Below are 18,518 nucleotides of genomic sequence, written 5' to 3'. Positions count from 1 at the left end.
CCGCGCCCCACCCACCCGCCGTCCGGACCCGTCCGGCCCGCCCGTCGTGGCGGCCGGACGAGGTGGCTGGTCGGCTCGGCGATCGGGGTGGTCGCGATCGGGTCGGGTGTCGGGGCGGTCCTGTGGCTCACCGCCGGGCCCACGGTGACCACCTACACCGCGGCCGAGTGCACCGAGCCGGGCAGCGTGGACGCGCAGGGTTTCACCGGATGCCTGCGCCAGCTCGCGGGAACGTTGCCGGAGGGTGCGGACTGCGAGCCGGGCACGGGAACCGGGCCCGCGGCCGCCGCGATCGACGAGTCGGAACTCGGCGCGAGCGTGACCTGCTCCGCCCCGGGACTGCCGGGTGCGCAGATCACGTATCTGCACGGCCGTGCCGACGACGCGGTCGAGCGGTCTACCCAGACCCTGCTGACCCGCACGGGTGGCCTCGAACAGGTCCGCGCGAACTGGCGGGGCAACGCGCTGGACGGCAGTTACGCCGCGACGTCGGGGAGGACCGCGTCGGTGCTGGTGTTCACCGTGCCGGACCGGCCGGTGGCCGGTTTCGTGTACCAGCTCGACGTCGACGGGGACGGTGAGCCGACCTCGCCCGACGAGATGGCCGACTACTTCGAGCGCACCGTGCAGCCCGGTGAGTGACCGGCCCCCGCCCGGGAACCGGGCGGGCCGGCCGTCACTTCCGCCGGTTGTTGCGCACCGTGATGATCAGAACGATCAGCGCGGACACCACCACGGCGATCGAGGCGAGCCGCAGAGCCAGTGAGCCCAGCTCGGACGCTTCCTGTGCGAGCAGCATGTCCTCACCGTACGGCGGGGGCGGGGACCCTGCCGCAGCCGGACTACCCTGGAGCCGATGCGGATCACGGTTTTCCGGCGGCTGATGGCCGAGGAGTTCGGGGCCGCGCGGGCCGAGACGCTGTCCGCCGACCACGTCCTCAGCGGCCTCGGCGGGCGCACGATCGAGCGGGCCCTGGACGAGGGTGTCTCCCCGAAGGAGATCTGGCGTCAGGTGTGCGCGGAGTTCGACATCCCCGCCGAACGGCGCTGACCGGCCCCGCCACGTGGCCGGCCGCTCCCACCCCGCGCTCCGCGGGGACGGGAGGTGGGCGGAGAGAAGCGCGAGAGCCTACCATGCCGGTGTGTCGATTCGACGTCGAACAGGTGTTCGTCTAGGGTGGTTGTCCACAGGCAGCCGTCGGTCCACAAGGTGGCGGTCGCGGCGTCGAAACTGTCGGACGGGCCCCGTACCGTCGGACCCGACACCACGGCCTCCCGGGGTGACGCCACACGGTCGTCCGGCCGCTTCCGGGTACCGGAGGCGGGCCGGGGACGGCAGCCAACCAGCCAGCAGTCAATGAGGTGGATTTCCATGCCAGCAGCGCCGGACAAGGGCAAGGCACTCGATCTCGCCATCGCGCAGATCGACAAACAGTTCGGCAAGGGCTCGGTGATGCGGCTCGGCGAGGACACCCGACCGCCGGTCGAGGCCATCCCGACCGGGGCCATCGCGCTGGACATCTCCCTCGGCGTGGGCGGACTGCCGAAGGGCCGTGTGGTCGAGGTGTACGGGCCGGAGTCCTCCGGTAAGACGACGGTCGCCCTGCACGCCGTCGCCAACGCGCAGAAGGGCGGCGGCATCGCGGCGTTCATCGACGCCGAGCACGCCCTGGACCCGGAGTACGCGAAGGTGCTCGGCGTGGACACCGACGCCCTGCTGGTGTCCCAGCCGGACACCGGGGAACAGGCGCTGGAGATCGCGGACATGCTGATCCGCTCCGGCGCCCTGGACGTCGTCGTGATCGACTCGGTCGCCGCGCTGGTGCCCCGCGCCGAGATCGAGGGCGAGATGGGCGACTCGCACGTGGGGCTGCAGGCCCGCCTGATGAGCCAGGCACTCCGCAAGATCACCGGCGCACTGCACAATTCCGGAACCACCGCCATCTTCATCAACCAACTCCGCGAAAAAGTCGGTGTGATGTTCGGGTGTTTCAATTACTCCACGCGGGTGACTTTGGCCGACGGAAGTCAGGAGAAGATCGGGAAGATCGTCAACCAGAAACTCCCGGTCGAGGTCCTCTCGTACGATCCCGACGCGGACCGCGTGGTTCCGCGTAAGGTCGTCAACTGGTTCGACAACGGGCCTGCTGAGGAGTTTCTCCAATTCACGGTGGAGAAATCCGGAGGCAACGGCCGTGCCCAATTCGCCGCGACGGAGAACCACCTCGTCCGGACACCCGGTGGATGGCGGCACGCGGGTGAGTTGAGCCCTGGTGACCGGGTGATGGCGAACGAGAAGGAAGTTCTGTCGGAACAGCAGTGGCAGCTGGTGCTCGGGTCCCTGATGGGTGACGGGAGCATCTCCCCGAATCGGCGTAACCGTTCGGGCGTGCGGTTTCGGATGGGGCACGGCGCGCAGCAGACGGAATATCTCGACTGGAAGGTGTCGCTGCTGGACAATGTTGCCTGCACGAGGTCCGCGAACGACAAGGGCGCCTCGTTCGCGGACTTCACACCACTCCCGGAGTTGGCCGAGATCCGTCGCGCGGTCTACTTCGGTGACGGCAGGAAGCACCTCTCCTGGGACTACCTGAAGGCGCTGACTCCACTGGCGCTCGCGGTCTGGTACCTGGACGACGGCAGTTTCACGATGCGCTCGAAAGGTGCGCAGCAACGCACCGAGGGGGGCAGCGGCCGGATCGAGATCTGCGTCGAGGCGATGGGAACCGACACCAGGACCCGGCTGCTCAACCACCTCCGGGACAGCTACGACCTCGACGTACAGCTCGGTTACCGCGGTGCTCGGGGAATGGCGGTCCTGCGCTTCTCGACGGCGGCGACCGAGCGGTTCCAGGAGATGATAGCCCCGTACGTGCCGGCGTCGATGGAGTACAAGCTGCTGCCCCGGTTGCGGGGACGGTGCTCCGTTCGGCCGGAGTTCGTCGAGCCGCGGATGCGGCCGACGCCCGCCCGGGTCCTCGACATCCACACGAAGCCGGCGACCCGGTCGATGCACCGCTTCGACATCGAGGTCGAAGGGAACCACAACTATTTCGTCGACGGGGTCATGGTGCACAACAGCCCGGAGACGACGACCGGTGGGAAGGCGCTGAAGTTCTACGCCTCCGTGCGGCTGGACGTGCGCCGGATCGAGACACTGAAGGACGGCGGTGAGCCGGTCGGCAACCGCACCCGGGTGAAGGTGGTCAAGAACAAGGTCGCGCCGCCGTTCAAGCAGGCCGAGTTCGACATCCTCTACGGCGTCGGGATCTCCCGCGAGGGTTCGCTGATCGACATGGGGGTGGATCAGGGCATCGTGCGCAAGTCCGGCGCCTGGTACACCTACGAGGGCGACCAGCTCGGTCAGGGCAAGGAGAACGCGCGCCGGTTCCTCCGGGACAACCCGGACGTCGCGAACGAGATCGAGAAGCGCATCAAGGAGAAGCTGGGCGTCGGCGCCAAGGCCGAGGCCGAGTCGACGGACGAGCCGGCGTCGGCCGAATTCTAGGGACCGGCCGCTGATGGCGCAGTCGATGGCGGATCTGCCGCCGGAGGAGGCGCGGCGCAAGGCCAGAGAGGTCTGTTTCGACCTCCTGGCCGCCCGTCCCCGCACCCGGGAGGAACTGCGGCAGGCGCTGGCGCGGAAGGGCTGTGACGAGGAGATCGCCGGGAGCCTGCTCGCCAAGTTGGACGACGCCGGGCTGGTGGACGACGCGGCCTTCGCCGAGACGTGGGTGCGGTCGCGGCACACCCACAAGGGCCTGGGCCGCCGCGCCCTGGTGGCCGAACTGAAACGCAAGGGTGTGGACGCCGAGGTCGCCGCCGAGGCGGCGAACGAGATCGACGAGGAGTCGGAGGAGCAGCGCGCACGGGAACTGGTCCGCAAGAAGCTGCGCACGATGACCGGTGTGGACGAGCAGAAGGCCACCCGCCGCCTGCTCGCCATGCTGGCCCGCAAGGGCTACCCGGAGGGCCTGTCCCACTCGGTCGTCCGCACCGAACTCACCGACCCCTGACCGCGAGTCGTCACCTCGTGCAGGCGAGTCGTCACCTCACGCCCACGAGTCGACACCTCACGCCCATGGGTTGACGCCCCATGCCGGCGAGTCGACATTTCGCGCCCACGGGTCCACAGCTGGCGCGGACGGATCGACACCTCGTGCGGACCGACCCTCCTGCGTTCCCGCGCACGCACCACCGGGCCTCACCAGGAGCCTCGCGGTCCGGATGCCGGCTCGAAGGGCTGGAACGTCAACTCGCGGGACCGGAACGTCAACTCGCGGTCTTGGAACGTCAACTCGCGGGGCTGGAAGGGCAACTCGCGGGTTCGGGGTGTCGACTCGCGGGGGGGTCAGTCGGGGAGGGGGACCGGGATGGGGGTGCCGTCGGGGGCCAGGCGACTGGTGCGGAGCACGGTGCCCACCGGTTCCCGGACCCACCAGGCGCCGGTCTCGCGGCGTTCGGTGCGGGTGGTGAAGCGGTAGTGGAACAGCCGGGCGCGGAGGAACCGCGGTGGTTCGCCGTCGAAGGGGTCGTGCCGCAGCAGGCGGCGGACGGTGGGGTCGCCGTCGAGGAGCCGGGTCGCCAGCGCGGGCAGCCACCGGCCCCCGTAGCGGGAGGACAGCGAGGCGAACCACAGCATCCAGTCCAGTCGGAGGTGGTAGGGCGCGATCTGCGGCGGCCTCCGGTACGGGTCGCCCGGCTTGCCCTTGAACTCGTACTCCCGCCAGACCGTGTCGTCGCCGAGGTGGGCGTCGGCGGTGCCCTCGATGATGACCTCGTAGCGGTCCCGGGTCACGCTGCCGAATGCTCCGTAGGAGTTGACCAGGTGGCACCGGTTGTAGGTGGTGTTCATGACCTGTCCGCGGCCGATCAGGTTGCGCACCGGCCAGTAGCTCAGCACGACGACGAACGCGGTCACCGCGAGGACCACCGCGCCGTACCAGAGCGACGGGTCGGCGGGGGGTTCCGGCGGTGCCCACGGCCACAGCCGACCGTCGATCACCGGCACCGCGAGCGCCATCGTCAGCACGTTCAGCCACGCGAAGTTCCCGCTGAGCACGAGCCAGCCCTGGGTGACCAGGACGAGGCAGGCCGCCACGGTCGCCGCGGGCTGCGGTGCGAACAGGACGAACGGTACGACGAGCTGTGCGACGTGGTTGGCCAGCACCTCCGCCCGGTGCGCCCAGCCGGGTGCGTGGTGGAAGTACCAGCTCAACGGGCCGGGCATGGGCTGTGTCTCGTGGTGGTAGTGCAGGCACGTGAGGTCCCGCCAGCACCGGTCACCGCGGAGTTTGATCAGCCCCGCGCCGAACTCCACGCGGAACAGCAACCACACCAGCAGCAGCAGGATCGGCAGCGGTACGGCGGTGTGCGCGGGACCGAGGAAGATCGCGAGGAACCCGGCCTCCAGCAGCAGCGACTCCCAGCCGAACGAGTACCAGGCCTGGCCCACGTTGACGATCGAGAGGTAGAGCACCCACGGCACCGCCCACAGCAGCAGGGCTGCCCACACCGGGACCCGGTCGGCCGCACCGAGCAGCAACGCCGCCGACACCGCGATCCCGGTCCCGGCGACGACGGCGAAGAACCGGTCGCTGTAGTGCCAGTGGAACAGGCTGGGTGCCTCGCGGGCGGAGACCCGGCGGAGGAACTCGGGGATGGGCAGCAGGCCGCGCCGGCCGAGCAGTGCCCGGAACTGGTTCCCCGCGCACACGAAGGCCACCACGTAGATCGCGGCCAGCAGCTTCTGGAACACCAGGCGGGACGCCCAGTACCCGTCGGCGGTGAACCAGTCCCAGTGCACCGGACGTTCCCCCTCCCGTTCGCGGTGGTCCACACGACGATCCACCCGGTGATCCCCGTGGTGGTTCACGCCGTGTCCCCCGCCGGGCCGGCCGGTGTGGCCCGATTCAGGTGGTCGGCGTGGTGGCCTCCCGTGCCAGTGTCTCAATCCTGCCGAGATCACGGGCGGCGATCGCGTCCGCCGGGGTGAGCCAGGTGCCGCCGACACAGTCGACGTTGGGCAGTGCCAGGTACCGCACGGCGTTGTCCGGGGTGATCCCTCCGGTGGGACAGAACCGGAGGTCCGGCAACGGTCCGGCGAAGGCCGACAGTGCCGCGGGGCCGCCGCTCGCCTCGGCCGGGAAGAACTTCAGCGTGTCGAGCCCCCGCTCGGCCGCCCGCAGCGCCTCGGAGACCGTGGCCACCCCGGGCAGGACGGGCAGCCCGGTGGCGACGGCCGCGTCCAGCAACGTGTCGGTCTGACCCGGGGTCACCAGGAACGTCGCACCGGCGTGTGCGGCACGGTCGGCCTGGTCCGGACGGGTGACGGTCCCCGCACCCACGACGAGGTCCGGCACTTCGAGCCGGATCCGGGTGATCGCCTCCAGTGCGGCGGGGGTCCGCAGGGTCACCTCCATGACGCCGACCCCGCCCGCCAGCAGGGCGCGTGCGGTGGCCACGGCGTCGTCGGCGTCGTCCAGCACGACCACCGGCAGGACCGGGGACAGGCCGAGCAGCTTCCGGGGGTCGAGCGTGGGAGATCCGTCCCGGTTCACGCCGTCCTCCTCTCCGTGCCGTTCCCCGCGGTGTTCCCCGTGCCGCTCCCCGCGGGGCTCGGGACCGCCGCGGGCGTGAACACGCTCGCGCCCTGTTCGGGTGTGCCGACGGAGCGGCGCAGGGCGTGGAACAGTTCCCGGCCCGTGCCGACCCAGGTGTGTTCGTCCGGCGGGTCGGAGGGGGTGCGGGCGGCGAGGGTGGCCGGGTCCACGTGCAGGTCCAGCCGTCCGGCGTCGGCATCGAGGTGGACGAGGTCCCCGTCGGCCACGCGCGCCAGGGGTCCGTCGGCGGCTTCCGGGCTCAGGTGGATCGCCGCCGGGACCTTGCCGGAGGCGCCGGACATGCGTCCGTCGGTGACGAGTGCGACGCGGTGTCCCCGGTCCATCAGGGAGCCGAGTGCGGGGATCAGGCCGTGCAGTTCCGGCATCCCGCGGGCGCGGGCCCCGTGGTGCGGCAGTACCACCACGACGTCGCGGTCCAGCTCGCCCGCGCGGAAGGCGTCGTCGAACTCCGCCTGCGTGGTGAACACCCGTGCCGGTGCCCGCACGACGCGGTGTTCGGGGGCGACGGCGGAGACCTTGACCACGGCGCGGCCGAGGTTGCCGTCCACCACCCGCAGGCCGCCCTCCGGCGCGAACGGCCGGTGCGGCGGCCGGAGCACGTCCTCGTCCAGGCTGCGGGTCTCGACCTCGCGCCAGGTGAGCCGCCCGTCGTCGAGGACGGGTTCGGACCGGTAGCGGTGCAGACCGTCCCCGGCCACGGTCCGCACGTCCGGGTGCAGCAGACCGGCGTCGAGCAGGGAACCGACGAGGACCTGGACGCCGCCCGCGGCGTGGAAGTGATTGATGTCGGCGCTGCCGTTCGGGTAGACGCTGGCCACGAGCGGCACGACCGCCGAGAGGTCGGCGAAGTCGTCCCAGGTCAGTTCGATGCCCGCGGCCGCGGCGACGGCCACCAGGTGCAGCGTGTGGTTGGGCGACCCGCCGGTGGCCAACAGCGCGACGAGGCCGTTGACGACGGCGCGCTCGTCGATCACCTCGGCGAGCGGGGTGTACTCCTCGCCCCGCGAGATTTCCACCGCCCGGCGGGCGGCCTCCTCGGTCAGCGCGTCGCGCAGGTCGGTGCCGGGGTGCACGAAACTCGATCCCGGCAGGTGCAGGCCCATCACCTCGACCACGAGCTGGTTCGAGTTGGCGGTGCCGTAGAAGGTGCAGGTGCCGGGGGAGTGGTAGGAGGCGGCCTCGGCGTCGAGCAGGTCGGCACGGGTGGCCCGGCCCTCGGCGTAGTCCTGCCGGACGCGGGCCTTCTCCCGGTTGGGCAGGCCCGAGGTCATCGGCCCCGCGGGGACGAGGACGGCGGGCAGGTGCCCGAACGACAGCGCGCCGAGGAGCAGCCCGGGCACGATCTTGTCGCACACACCGAGCAGCAGCGCGGCGTCGAACATCTCGTGGGACAGCGCAACGCCGGTGGCCATCGCGATCACGTCCCGGCTGAACAGGGACAGTTCCATCCCGGTGCGGCCCTGGGTGATGCCGTCGCACATCGCGGGCACGCCGCCGGCGAACTGGGCCACGCCCCCGGCCTCCCGGGTGGCCTGCTTGATCCGTTCGGGGAAGGTGCCGAGCGGTTGGTGCGCGGACAGCAGGTCGTTGTACGCGGACACGATCGCCACTCCCGGCTTGCGCAACCCCCGCAGTGCCGTGCGGTCGGTGCCGGAGCAGGCGGCGAAACCGTGCGCGAGGTTGCTGCAGCCCAGGCCCGCCCGGGCGGGCCCCTCCGCCGCGGCGGCGGCGACCCGGTCGAGGTAGTCCCGGCGGGTGGTCTCGCTGCGGCGGGCGATGCGGTCGGTGACGTCCGCGAGGACGGGATGGAGAGAGGTCAACGGCGCTCCCGGTCGCTCATTGTGATCAGGACAGGCAGCGGACGGCGGCACTGGCGCTCGCGGCCGTGGGATCACTGACACGATACAGTCGAGCTCGGCGCGCACAAAATCGATTAAGTAGGGCAAGATGAGTGATCCCGATCACGCGGGACACGCGCGGGTTGTGACTTGTCACACGTCCCGTGTCGAGGCAGAGTCGGCGCTGTCGGCAGCGACCGGTGGGACAACGACCTCGGAGGGTGAGCATGTCCAGTGCGGAACTGAGCGAGCTGCGCCGGGCGATCGGCCAGCTCAGACAGTGCGTCGGTGCGTTGCGGTCACGCTACGGCGAGGCGGCCGCGGTCCGCCGGATCGCCAACGACGTCGACCGGCTCGACATCGACGCGGGCGATCTCGCGCAGACGCCGCCCGTGCCGGCCCGGGGCCGCTCCGCCGGGCGGACCGACGTGGTGCCCGTGCCGGACACGCCGTACGACCCGGACCTGTGGAAGGGTGCGGACGACGAGGGCGTGGGCGGTCATCAGCGTGACCAGCACTGACCGGCCCGGGCAGGCATCCGTGACCGACTCCGTGAACACCGCACCGCACCGGGCCGGGGCGCGGCCCGCCGGGCCCACCCCGGGTGGGCGTACCCTGCGCACCGACCGGTGGTGGCTGCCGCCACTGCTCACCGCGCTCGGGCTCGCCGCCTTCGTCGTCTACGCGACCGTCCGGTCGTTCATGCGCGAGGGGTACTGGGACACCGAGAACCACTACCTGACGCCGTTCTACTCGCCCTGCCTCAGCGACTCCTGCGTGGCGGGGTCGAGCCACTTCGGCACCCCGATCGGGGAGCTGCCCGGCTTCATCCCGCTGGCGTTCCTCTCCCTGCCGTTCCTGCTCGGCTTCCGCCTGACCTGTTACTACTACCGCAAGGCGTACTACCGCTCGTTCTGGTTCGCGCCGCCCGCGTGCGCGGTCACCGAACCGCACGACCGCTACACCGGCGAGACCCGACTCCCGCTGATCCTGCAGAACGCGCACCGGTACTTCTTCTACGCGGCGTTCGTCATCACGCTGATCAACACCTACGACGCGATCCTCGCCTTCGACGGCGAACGCGGGCTGGGCTTCGGGCTCGGCAACGTGATCCTGCTGGTCAACGTGGTGCTGCTGTGGGGGTACACGTTGTCCTGCCACTCGTGCCGACACGTCACCGGCGGGCGGCTCAAGCACTTCTCCCGGAACCCGGTCCGGTACCGGATCTGGACCTGGGTCAGCCGGATGAACGTCCGACACATGCAGTTCGCGTGGGTCACCCTCGCCTCGTTGGTGATCACCGACCTGTACGTGTGGCTGGTGTCCACCGGCACCATCCCGGACCTGCGTTTCGTCAACTGAATCCGCACCGGGCGCCGGTGGAAGAATCCGCACCGGGCGCCGGTGGAAGAATCCGCACCGGGGCGCCGGTGGCCGAATCCGCACCGGGGCGCCGGTGCCGACAACCAGAGGTGGCACATTTCGATGACCGAGGTCGAACGGCACAGCTACGACGTGGTGGTGATCGGTGCCGGGGGTGCGGGTCTGCGTGCCGCGATCGAGGCGCGGCAGCGGGGGCTGAGCGTCGCGGTGGTGTGCAAATCGCTGTTCGGCAAGGCCCACACCGTGATGGCCGAGGGCGGGTGCGCGGCGTCGATGGGCAACGTGAACCCGAACGACGACTGGGCGGTGCACTTCCGCGACACCATGCGCGGGGGCAAGTTCCTGAACAACTGGCGGATGGCCGAACTGCACGCGAAAGAGGCCGCCGAGCGGGTGTGGGAGCTGGAGACCTACGGCGCGCTGTTCGACCGCACCACCGACGGCCGGATCAGCCAGCGCAACTTCGGCGGGCACACCTACCCCCGCCTGGCGCACGTGGGCGACCGCACCGGGCTGGAACTGATCCGCACCATGCAGCAGAAGATCGTCTCGCTGCAGCAGGAGGACTTCGCCGCCCACGGCGACCACGGGGCGAAGCTCCGGGTGTTCGACGAGTGCACGGTGACCGAACTGCTGAAGCAGGACGGCGCGATCGCCGGCGCGTTCGGCTACCGACGGGCCTCCGGCCGGTTCGTGCTGTTCGAGACCCCGGCCGTGGTCCTCGCCACGGGCGGCATCGGCAAGTCGTTCCAGGTCACGTCGAACTCCTGGGAGTACACCGGCGACGGGCACGCACTGGCGCTGCGCGCGGGTGCGCCGTTGATCAACATGGAGTTCGTGCAGTTCCACCCGACCGGCATGGTCTGGCCGCCCAGCGTGAACGGGATCCTGGTCACCGAGGGCGTCCGCGGGGACGGCGGGGTGCTGCGCAACTCCGAGGGCGAGCGGTTCATGTTCGACTACGTGCCGGACGTGTTCAAGGGGCAGTACGCCGAGAGCGCCGAGGAGGCCGACCGCTGGTACGCCGACCCGGACAACCACCGGCGCACCCCCGACCTGTTGCCGAGGGACGAGGTCGCCAGGGCGATCAACACCGAGGTCAAGGAGGGGCGTGGGTCGCCGCACGGCGGGGTGTTCCTGGACATCGCGAGCAGGCTGCCCGCCGACGAGATCCGGCGCAGGTTGCCGTCGATGTACCACCAGTTCCGCGAACTGGCCGATGTGGACATCACCCGGGAACCGATGGAGGTCGGCCCGACCTGCCACTACGTGATGGGTGGGATCGAGGTGGACCCGGACACGGCCCGCGCGGGTGTGTCCGGGCTGTTCTCCGCCGGGGAGTGCGCGGGCGGGATGCACGGGTCGAACCGGCTCGGGGGCAACTCGTTGTCCGACCTGTTGGTGTTCGGACGGCGGGCCGGGCTCGGGGCGGCGGACTACGTCGACTCGCTCGACCGGTGGCCGGAGGTCTCCGAGGTGGACGTCGCGATGGCGGAGCGGACCGCGTCGGCGCCGTTCGACGGCCCACGGGACGGGGTACGGCGGGAGAACCCCTACGCGGTGCAGGCCGAGCTGCAGCAGTGCATGAACGAGCTGGTGGGCATCATCCGCACGGCCGAGGAGATCGAGAAGGCCCTCGAGGCGCTGGACGGGATCCGCGGGAGGCTTCCGGGCGTCACGGTGGAGGGAGACCGCGAGTACCACCCCGGCTGGCACACGGCGGTGGATCTGCGCAACATGCTGCTGGTCAGCGAGTGCGTCGCCCGCGCGGCGCTGCGGCGCACCGAGAGCCGGGGCGGGCACACCCGCGACGACCACCCGGCGATGGACGCCCGGTGGCGCAACACCCTGCTCGTGTGCACGGCGCGGGACGACGAGGCCGCCGTGGTGCCGGAGGTGACCGTCGAGGCGAAGCAGCAGGAGCCGATGCGTGCCGACCTGCTCGACCTGTTCGAGCTCTCCGAGCTGGAGAAGTACTACACCGCCGACGAACTGACCGCGCACGGGGGAAAGGATGCCGTGACATGAGCTACGAGGCCACCCTCCGCGTCTGGCGGGGCGACGAGGACTCCGGCGAGCTGCGGGACTACACCGTCCAGGCGAACGAGGGCGAGGTCGTGCTGGACCTGATCCACCGGCTGCAGGCCACCCAGGAGCCCGACCTGGCGGTGCGGTGGAACTGCAAGGCGGGCAAGTGCGGCTCGTGTTCGGCCGAGGTGAACGGCAGGCCGAGGCTGCTGTGCATGACCCGCATGTCGATCTTCGAGGAGGGCGAGGTCATCACGGTCACCCCCATGCGCACGTTCCCCGTGATCCGGGACCTGGTTCCCGACGTGTCGTACAACTACGCCAAGGCCCGCGAGGTCCCGGCGTTCGCGCCGCCGCCGGACCTGGCGCCCGGCGAGTACCGGATGGCCCAGGAGGACGTCGACCGGTCGCAGGAGTTCCGCAAGTGCATCGAGTGCTTCCTGTGCCAGGACGTCTGCCACGTGATCCGGGACCACGAGGAGAACAAGTCCGCGTTCGCAGGGCCGCGGTTCCTCATGCGGATCGCCGAGCTGGAGATGCACCCGCTCGACGTCGCCGACCGGCGTGACGAGGCGCAGACCGAGCACGGGCTCGGCTACTGCAACATCACCAAGTGCTGCACCGAGGTGTGCCCGGAGAACATCCACATCACCGACAACGCGCTCATCCCGATGAAGGAGCGGGTCGCCGACCGCCGCTACGACCCCCTCGTCTGGCTCGGCGACAAGATCTTCCGCCGCAAGGGCAGCTGATCCCGCACCCCGGTGGTGCCGTGAAGGACTCCTTCGCTGCGTGTGACGCCGTGAAGGAGTCCTTCACGGCACCAAGCGCAGGCAGGGAGTCCTTCACGGCACCACGTCAGGCGCGCCGGGTGCGGTCACTCCAGGGGTTCGTGCTCGCGGACCGTGTCCTCGGTCCGGCGCGTGACCTCCGGGTCGGGGGCCTTGCGGTTGCGGCGGTTGCGGGACTCCAGGTACCGCGCCAGGCCGGTCAGTGCCAGGCACATGACGATGTACATGGCGCCCACCACGAGGGTGACCGGGACCAGCGGCCGGTCGAAGTCGACGACCCCACCGAGGTAACGGGCGTAGCGCAGGAGCTCCTCGTAGGTGATGAGGAAGCCCAGTGCGGTGTCCTTGAGCAGCACGACCAACTGACTGATGATCGCGGGCAGCATCGCGCGCAGTGCCTGGGGCAGCAGCACCGACCGCATCACCTGGGTCTTGCGCATCCCGATCGCGTAGGCGGCCTCGCCCTGGCCCGTCGGCAGGGACAGCACCCCGGCGCGGAAGACCTCGGCCAGCACCGAGCCGTTGTAGAGCGTCAGCCCGAACACCACCGAGTGGAACGGCTCGCCCACCCCGATCCCGTAGTAGAAGAAGAAGATCATCACCACGAGCGGCACGGCGCGGAAGAACTCGACGATGATCGTGGCCGGGACCCGCACGGCGGCGTGGTCGGACAGTCTGCCCGCGGCGAAGATCGCGCCGAAGGCCAGTGCCAGCACGGCGGCCACCGCGAACGCCCGCAGGGTGTTGCCCAAAGCCCCGAGAAGCTGGAGCTGGACGTGTTCGTAGAGGATCCACTCCCACATCCCGCCGTCGAACTGGCCCGCGTCGGCGAACTGGTACACCACGAAGCCGACGAAGGACACCAGCGCGAGCACGCCGAGCACGGCGTACACGCGGTGCCGCGCGCGGGCCCTCGGGCCGGGGACGTCGTACAGGACCGCGCTCATCGGGCCACGCTCCAGCGCTTCTCGAGGCTGCGTTGCAGCAGGGTCATCGGGACGACGAGGATCACGAACCCGAGCGCGACCCACAGCAGGCCCACCATGACGCTGTAGCCGCGTTCGGAGAGGTAGTTCTGGATCGCGCCGGCCTCGACGACGGAGAAGCCGGCCGCGATCGTGGTGTTCTTCAGCAACGCGATCATCGTGCTCACCATCGGCGGGACCACCGAGCGGGTGGCCTGCGGCAGTACCACCTGGCCGAGCATCTGGCCGAAGGTCAGCCCCACGGCGCGCGCCGCCTCGGCCTGGCCGACCGGGACGGTGTTGATACCGGACCGCACCACCTCGCACACGAACGCCGAGGTGTAGACGGTCAGCGCGACGACCGCCGCGGCGAAGTACGACAGGTCGACGATGTCCAGCAGTGGGTAGGCGAAGGCGAAGAAGAAGAACAGCAGCGTCAGGGGCGTGTTGCGGAACAGGGTGACGTAGGTGGCCCCGGCGGCCCGCAGGATCGGCACCGGCGAGACCCGCAGCATCGCGAGGACGGTGCCCAGCACCAGCGAGCCGACCGCCGCGAGGGCGAACAGCTCGAGGGTGTTGAGAAAGCCCGGACCGTAGAGGTCGAGGTTGTCCAGCAGAACGTCCATGTTTCCCTCGGGGGAGATCGGGCGGGGGGTCGGGCACACGTCCGGTCACGGCCCACCGCCGTGGTCGGGGTGGACCGTGACCGGACCGGAACGGGCGCCGTGGGCGTCAGTACCGCTCGATGGTGGGCATCTCCGCCTCGATGCCGGACTTGCCCAGCGTGGCGTCGTAGATCTCCTGCCAGGTGCCGTCGTCCATGGCGTCCTGCAGGATGTCGTTGACCTTCTCCCGCAGGGCGTCGTCACCCTTGGGCAGGCCGACGCCGTACGGCTCGTCGGAGAAGGTGTCGCCGACGACCTTCAGCGCGTCCGGCTCCTGGGCGGCGTAGCCGAGCAGGATCGCGTCGTCGGTGGTGACCGCGTCGACCTCGCCCTGGTGGAGCTGGGTGACGCACTGCGAGTAGGTCTGCAGCTCGACGATGTTCTCGGTCAGGCCCTGCTCCCGCACCCGCTGGATGGGGGTCGAGCCGCTGACCGAGCAGACCGCCTTGCCCTGCAGGTCGTCCTTGCTCTGGATGTCCTCGTTGTCCGCGGACACCAGCAGGCTCTGGCCCGCGACGTAGTACGGGCCGGCGAAGTCGACCTGCTCCTTGCGCTTGTCGTTGATCGTGTAGGTGCCGACGTAGTAGTCCACGTCGCCGTTGACCAGCGCCTGCTCACGTCCGGCCGAGGGCACGACCTTGTACTCGATGTCGCCGGGGTCGAAGCCGAGCCGGGCGGTGACCATCCGCGCGATCTCGATGTCGAACCCGCTGAACTCGCCGGTCATGGCGTCCTTCTCGCCGAGGCCCGGCTGGTCCTCCTTCACCCCGACGATGGGGTTGCCCCGGTCGGTCATCGTCTGGAAGGCGGGCGAGCCCTCGACGGTGACGTCCGAGGCGACCTCGTAGCTCAGCGAGGCGGCGGCGTTGTCGCCGTCGCCCCCGCCGCCGCCCTCTCCGTTGTCGGCGGGCGAACCCTCTTTGCCGCACGCGCTCAGGACGAGACCCGCGGCCAGCACACCGGCCGCCAGGGTGCGGATTCTCATGTGCACCTCTCCTCTTTCCGGTTGAGACGGCCCGTGCCGCCCCGGCTTCCACGACGGCGGCGCGCGCCGCCGGAGGTCAGTGGGTCAGGATCTTGCCAAGGAAGTCCCGCGCGCGCTCGGACGTCGGCGCGGTGAAGAACTCCTCGGGCGTGGAATCCTCGACGATCTCGCCGTCGGACATGAACACCACACGGTGCGCGGCCCGGCGCGCGAACCCCATCTCGTGCGTGACCACGAGCATCGTCATGCCCTCGTCGGCCAGCTCGGTCATGGTGTCCAGGACCTCCTGCACCATCTCCGGATCGAGCGCGGAGGTGGGCTCGTCGAACAGCATGACCTTCGGCCGCATCGCCAGCGCCCGCGCGATCGCCGCCCGCTGTTGCTGGCCACCGGAGAGCTGGGCGGGATACTTGTCCGCCTGGTCGGTGATACCGACCCGGTCGAGCAGCTCCATCGCCTGCTGCCGGGCCTCGGACGCGGGGGTCTTCCGGACCTTGATCGGCCCGAGCGTGACGTTGTCCAGGATCGTCTTGTGGGAGAAGAGGTTGAACTGCTGGAACACCATGCCGACGTCGGCCCGCAACGCGGCGAGCGCGCGCCCCTCGGCGGGCAGCGGCTCGCCGTCGACGGCGAGTTCCCCGGAGTCGACGGGTTCCAGACGGTTGATGGCCCGGCATAGGGTCGACTTGCCGGATCCGGACGGGCCCAGGACCACCACGACCTGCCCGCGCGGGACCTCGAAGTCGATGTCCCGGAGCACATGCAGGTCGCCGAAGTGCTTGTTGACCGCCGCCGCCTTGATCATCGGCGGTGCGGACGTCGCGGTGCTCATCAGACCTCCATCACTCGGCACGCCACGGGTCGCGGGCTGTCACGGGTAACACCGGGTGCTCACACCTTCAGGGCAATAGGGCACGGGTTTCGAGCCGGGACGACACCATACGTGTCCATGCCCGCACCTCGTGAAGAGACTCGCGCAGACGTGTCCGAACCTTTACCGGATCCGGCGGCGCGACGGAACGCCCGAACGGCGTAGACGCGGGATCTCCGCGGCGGCGCCGGGGCCGACGGGGCCGCCGGAGCCGGTGCGGCGGCGCGACCTGCCTGGCCTACCCTGGAGAGGTACCTGTCGGCCTGCGCGCACCAGGAGACCCGGTGAGCGGTAGCAAGACCTTCGAGATCCGCACCTTCGGGTGTCAGATGAACGTCCACGACTCCGAGCGGCTCGCGGGCCAGCTGGAGGACGCCGGTTACCGGCCGGCCACCGACGGTGACGCGCCGGACCTCGTGGTGCTCAACACCTGCGCGGTGCGGGAGAACGCCGACAACAAGCTCTACGGTCACCTGGGGCATCTGCGGGCGAGCAAGCGGAGCAGGCCCGGCATGCAGATCGCCGTCGGGGGCTGCCTGGCGCAGAAGGACCGCGGCGAGATCGTCCGCCGCGCGCCGTGGGTGGACGCCGTGTTCGGCACGCACAACATCGCCGCGCTGCCCACGCTGCTCGAACGTTCCCGGCACAACGACGAGGCGCAGGTCGAGATCCTCGAATCGCTGGAGACGTTCCCGTCGACGCTGCCCGCGCGGCGGGAGTCGGCGTACTCCGGCTGGGTGTCGATCTCGGTGGGGTGCAACAACACCTGCACCTTCTGCATCGTGCCCTCGCTGCGCGGCAAGGAGCGCGACCGGCGGCCCGGCGAGATCCTCGCCGAGGTCGAGGCGCTGGTGGCCGAGGGGGTCTCCGAGGTCACCCTGCTCGGTCAGAACGTCAACTCCTACGGCGTCGAGTTCGGCGACCGGTACGCGTTCGGCAAGCTGCTGCGGTCGTGCGGCTCCGTGGACGGACTGGAGCGGGTGCGGTTCACCTCGCCGCACCCGGCGGCGTTCACCGACGACGTGATCGACGCGATGGCCGAGACCCCGAACGTCTGCCCCCAGCTGCACATGCCGTTGCAGTCCGGGTCCGACCGGGTGCTGAAGGCCATGCGCCGGTCGTACCGGTCGAGCCGGTTCCTGTCCATCCTGGACAAGGTGCGGGCGGCGATGCCGGACGCGGCCATCACCACCGACATCATCGTCGGCTTCCCGGGGGAGACGGAGGAGGACTTCGAGGCCACGCTCGAGGTGGTGCGGAAGGCCCGGTTCTCCGGCGCCTTCACGTTCCAGTACTCGCCGCGCGCCGGCACACCCGCCGCCGGGATGGCCGACCAGGTCCCGAAGCACGTCGTCCAGGAACGTTACGAGCGGCTCGTGGCACTGCAGAACGAGATCGCCTGGGAGGAGAACCGGGCCCTCGTCGGGAGCAAGGTGGAACTGCTCGTCGCCGTCGGCGAGGGACGCAAGGACGCCGAGACCAACCGGATGAGCGGTCGCGCGCGGGACGGCAGGCTGGTCCACTTCACCCCGTCCGGTGGGGCGGTGGACCGGGAGGTGCGGCCCGGGGACGTCGTGGAGACCACGGTCACCTACGCGGCCCCGCACCACCTGGTCGCCGACGCCGACCTGCTGTCCCACCGCCGGACCGCGGCGGGGGACAACGTCGAGGCCGGACTGCGGCCGAAGACCCGGGGCGTGGGGCTGGGACTGCCGTCCTTCGGTACGCCCCGGACCGAGCCGGAGCCCGCGGGAACCTGCGGAGACGGGGGGTGCGCGTGATGCACGGGGCGAGGCCGGACAGCGACCACGAGCACCGCGGGAACGATTTGGGCCACCTGGCCGCCGACGCGGAGGCGGCGCTGGACCGGGCCGTCAAGACCGTCGAGTTCGGCAGGCGTGGGTTCGGCGTGGCCGTGACCGTGTTCGTGCTCCTGATCGGACTCGTGCTGCCCTGGGTCGACGGGTTCGCGGGGTGGCAGGTGCTGCTCGGACGTGCCGACGCGATCCCGCAGCTGTTCGCCGCGACCGCCACCGGCTTCGGTGTCCTCGCCTCCGCCGTCGCGCTCGCCACCCGGCGCTGGTGGCTGACCTGGGTCTGCGCCGTCGGCGGCTGGTTCGCCTCCGTCGACGGCATCCTGGCGATCTGGTCACAGCAGTCCGCCACCGCCCCGGACGTCGCCGGGGGCGGGCCCGGAATCGGACTGGTGCTCTCCACCGTCGCCATGGTGGTCCTCGCCGCGCAGTGGATGCGACTGGCCTGGTCCCGGCCGTGAGCACGGGGCGGGCCGGACGCCGGCCCGCCCCCGGCGGTCACCGCCGCACCGGTCGACTCCGCGAGGTCCGCGTCAGCGGTTCGCCACGGCCTCC

At 70.5% G+C, this 18,518-nt stretch carries 17 protein-coding genes and 3 pseudogenes; 12 read left to right on the top strand and 8 right to left on the bottom strand.

Annotated elements, in window-relative coordinates:
• Positions 1 to 642: pseudogene (locus SACPADRAFT_RS0204870) on the top strand (Hsp70 family protein); the annotation flags it as partial.
• Positions 643 to 676: 34 nt separating this feature from the next.
• Here SACPADRAFT_RS0204870 and SACPADRAFT_RS34300 read toward each other — a convergent pair.
• Positions 677 to 799 (bottom strand): hypothetical protein, encoded by a 123-nt coding sequence (locus SACPADRAFT_RS34300; RefSeq protein ID WP_007024191.1) that lies wholly within the window; start codon positions 797 to 799, stop codon positions 677 to 679.
• A gap of 57 nt (positions 800 to 856) precedes the next feature.
• On the opposite strand from SACPADRAFT_RS34300, the gene SACPADRAFT_RS0204860 reads away from it, so the two are divergent.
• The 5 genes and pseudogenes from SACPADRAFT_RS0204860 (at position 857) to SACPADRAFT_RS0204850 (ending at position 4,016) form a co-directional block, all read left to right on the top strand.
• Complete coding sequence (locus tag SACPADRAFT_RS0204860) at positions 857 to 1,051, top strand: DUF3046 domain-containing protein (RefSeq protein ID WP_007024190.1); 195 nt, start codon at positions 857 to 859, stop codon at positions 1,049 to 1,051.
• A 321-nt stretch (positions 1,052 to 1,372) separates the two neighbouring features.
• Positions 1,373 to 1,987, top strand: a pseudogene (recA, locus tag SACPADRAFT_RS34390) (recombinase RecA); the annotation flags it as partial.
• Positions 1,979 to 2,839: pseudogene (locus SACPADRAFT_RS34385) on the top strand (intein-containing recombinase RecA); the annotation flags it as partial. The pseudogenes recA and SACPADRAFT_RS34385, both read left to right, overlap by 9 nt.
• A gap of 171 nt (positions 2,840 to 3,010) precedes the next feature.
• Positions 3,011 to 3,508: a hypothetical protein gene (locus SACPADRAFT_RS34380; RefSeq protein WP_407690013.1), complete on the top strand. Its 498-nt coding sequence runs from the start codon at positions 3,011 to 3,013 to the stop codon at positions 3,506 to 3,508.
• Positions 3,509 to 3,521: 13 nt separating this feature from the next.
• Positions 3,522 to 4,016: a regulatory protein RecX gene (locus SACPADRAFT_RS0204850; protein ID WP_007024188.1), complete on the top strand. Its 495-nt coding sequence runs from the start codon at positions 3,522 to 3,524 to the stop codon at positions 4,014 to 4,016.
• 335 nt (positions 4,017 to 4,351) lie between these two features.
• On the opposite strand, the gene SACPADRAFT_RS0204845 is transcribed toward SACPADRAFT_RS0204850, so the two are convergent.
• The 3 genes from SACPADRAFT_RS0204845 to edd form a co-directional block, all read right to left on the bottom strand.
• Complete coding sequence (locus SACPADRAFT_RS0204845) at positions 4,352 to 5,806, bottom strand: lipase maturation factor family protein (RefSeq protein WP_007024187.1); 1,455 nt, start codon at positions 5,804 to 5,806, stop codon at positions 4,352 to 4,354.
• A 106-nt stretch (positions 5,807 to 5,912) separates the two neighbouring features.
• Positions 5,913 to 6,560 (bottom strand): bifunctional 4-hydroxy-2-oxoglutarate aldolase/2-dehydro-3-deoxy-phosphogluconate aldolase, encoded by a 648-nt coding sequence (eda, locus tag SACPADRAFT_RS0204840; protein WP_007024186.1) that lies wholly within the window; start codon positions 6,558 to 6,560, stop codon positions 5,913 to 5,915.
• Entirely contained in the window at positions 6,557 to 8,443 is a 1,887-nt protein-coding gene (edd, locus tag SACPADRAFT_RS0204835) for a phosphogluconate dehydratase (RefSeq protein WP_007024185.1), read from the bottom strand. Before edd ends, eda begins: the two co-directional genes overlap by 4 nt.
• A 245-nt stretch (positions 8,444 to 8,688) precedes the next feature.
• On the opposite strand from edd, the gene SACPADRAFT_RS0204830 reads away from it, so the two are divergent.
• The 4 genes from SACPADRAFT_RS0204830 (at position 8,689) to SACPADRAFT_RS0204815 (ending at position 12,624) form a co-directional block, all read left to right on the top strand.
• On the top strand, positions 8,689 to 8,982 hold the full coding sequence (locus tag SACPADRAFT_RS0204830) for a hypothetical protein (RefSeq protein ID WP_007024184.1): 294 nt from the start codon (positions 8,689 to 8,691) through the stop codon (positions 8,980 to 8,982).
• Positions 8,983 to 9,013: 31 nt separating this feature from the next.
• Positions 9,014 to 9,823, top strand: a complete 810-nt coding sequence (locus SACPADRAFT_RS0204825; protein ID WP_051442389.1) for a hypothetical protein — start codon at positions 9,014 to 9,016, stop codon at positions 9,821 to 9,823.
• A gap of 123 nt (positions 9,824 to 9,946) precedes the next feature.
• Complete coding sequence (locus tag SACPADRAFT_RS0204820; RefSeq protein WP_007024182.1) at positions 9,947 to 11,872, top strand: fumarate reductase/succinate dehydrogenase flavoprotein subunit; 1,926 nt, start codon at positions 9,947 to 9,949, stop codon at positions 11,870 to 11,872.
• Entirely contained in the window at positions 11,869 to 12,624 is a 756-nt protein-coding gene (locus SACPADRAFT_RS0204815) for a succinate dehydrogenase/fumarate reductase iron-sulfur subunit (RefSeq protein WP_007024181.1), read from the top strand. The genes SACPADRAFT_RS0204820 and SACPADRAFT_RS0204815 overlap by 4 nt, the downstream gene beginning before the upstream one ends.
• A gap of 125 nt (positions 12,625 to 12,749) precedes the next feature.
• Here the strand turns inward: SACPADRAFT_RS0204815 and SACPADRAFT_RS0204810 are convergent, their stop codons facing one another.
• The 4 genes from SACPADRAFT_RS0204810 to SACPADRAFT_RS0204795 all read right to left on the bottom strand — a co-directional run bounded on the left by SACPADRAFT_RS0204810 (position 12,750) and on the right by SACPADRAFT_RS0204795 (position 16,083).
• On the bottom strand, positions 12,750 to 13,610 hold the full coding sequence (locus SACPADRAFT_RS0204810; protein ID WP_007024180.1) for an amino acid ABC transporter permease: 861 nt from the start codon (positions 13,608 to 13,610) through the stop codon (positions 12,750 to 12,752).
• Positions 13,607 to 14,254 (bottom strand): amino acid ABC transporter permease, encoded by a 648-nt coding sequence (locus tag SACPADRAFT_RS0204805; RefSeq protein WP_007024179.1) that lies wholly within the window; start codon positions 14,252 to 14,254, stop codon positions 13,607 to 13,609. Before SACPADRAFT_RS0204805 ends, SACPADRAFT_RS0204810 begins: the two co-directional genes overlap by 4 nt.
• A gap of 106 nt (positions 14,255 to 14,360) precedes the next feature.
• On the bottom strand, positions 14,361 to 15,278 hold the full coding sequence (locus SACPADRAFT_RS0204800) for a glutamate ABC transporter substrate-binding protein (protein WP_007024178.1): 918 nt from the start codon (positions 15,276 to 15,278) through the stop codon (positions 14,361 to 14,363).
• A gap of 76 nt (positions 15,279 to 15,354) precedes the next feature.
• On the bottom strand, positions 15,355 to 16,083 hold the full coding sequence (locus tag SACPADRAFT_RS0204795) for an amino acid ABC transporter ATP-binding protein (protein ID WP_198048269.1): 729 nt from the start codon (positions 16,081 to 16,083) through the stop codon (positions 15,355 to 15,357).
• A gap of 350 nt (positions 16,084 to 16,433) precedes the next feature.
• Here SACPADRAFT_RS0204795 and miaB point away from each other — a divergent pair, with 350 nt between their 5' ends.
• Both miaB and SACPADRAFT_RS0204785 read left to right on the top strand, forming a co-directional pair.
• A complete protein-coding gene (gene miaB / locus SACPADRAFT_RS0204790; protein WP_007024176.1) occupies positions 16,434 to 17,930 on the top strand; it encodes a tRNA (N6-isopentenyl adenosine(37)-C2)-methylthiotransferase MiaB in 1,497 nt (498 codons plus the stop codon).
• Positions 17,930 to 18,424 (top strand): Rv2732c family membrane protein, encoded by a 495-nt coding sequence (locus SACPADRAFT_RS0204785; protein ID WP_007024175.1) that lies wholly within the window; start codon positions 17,930 to 17,932, stop codon positions 18,422 to 18,424. The genes miaB and SACPADRAFT_RS0204785 overlap by 1 nt, the downstream gene beginning before the upstream one ends.
• The last annotated feature ends 94 nt before the right edge of the window (positions 18,425 to 18,518 follow it).

Source organism: Saccharomonospora iraqiensis subsp. paurometabolica YIM 90007, assembly GCF_000231035.2.
Classification (GTDB): Bacteria; Actinomycetota; Actinomycetes; order Mycobacteriales; family Pseudonocardiaceae; genus Saccharomonospora; species Saccharomonospora paurometabolica.
Note: the sequence above shows the minus strand (reverse complement) of the source record. Positions and strands in the feature narration are given on the sequence as shown.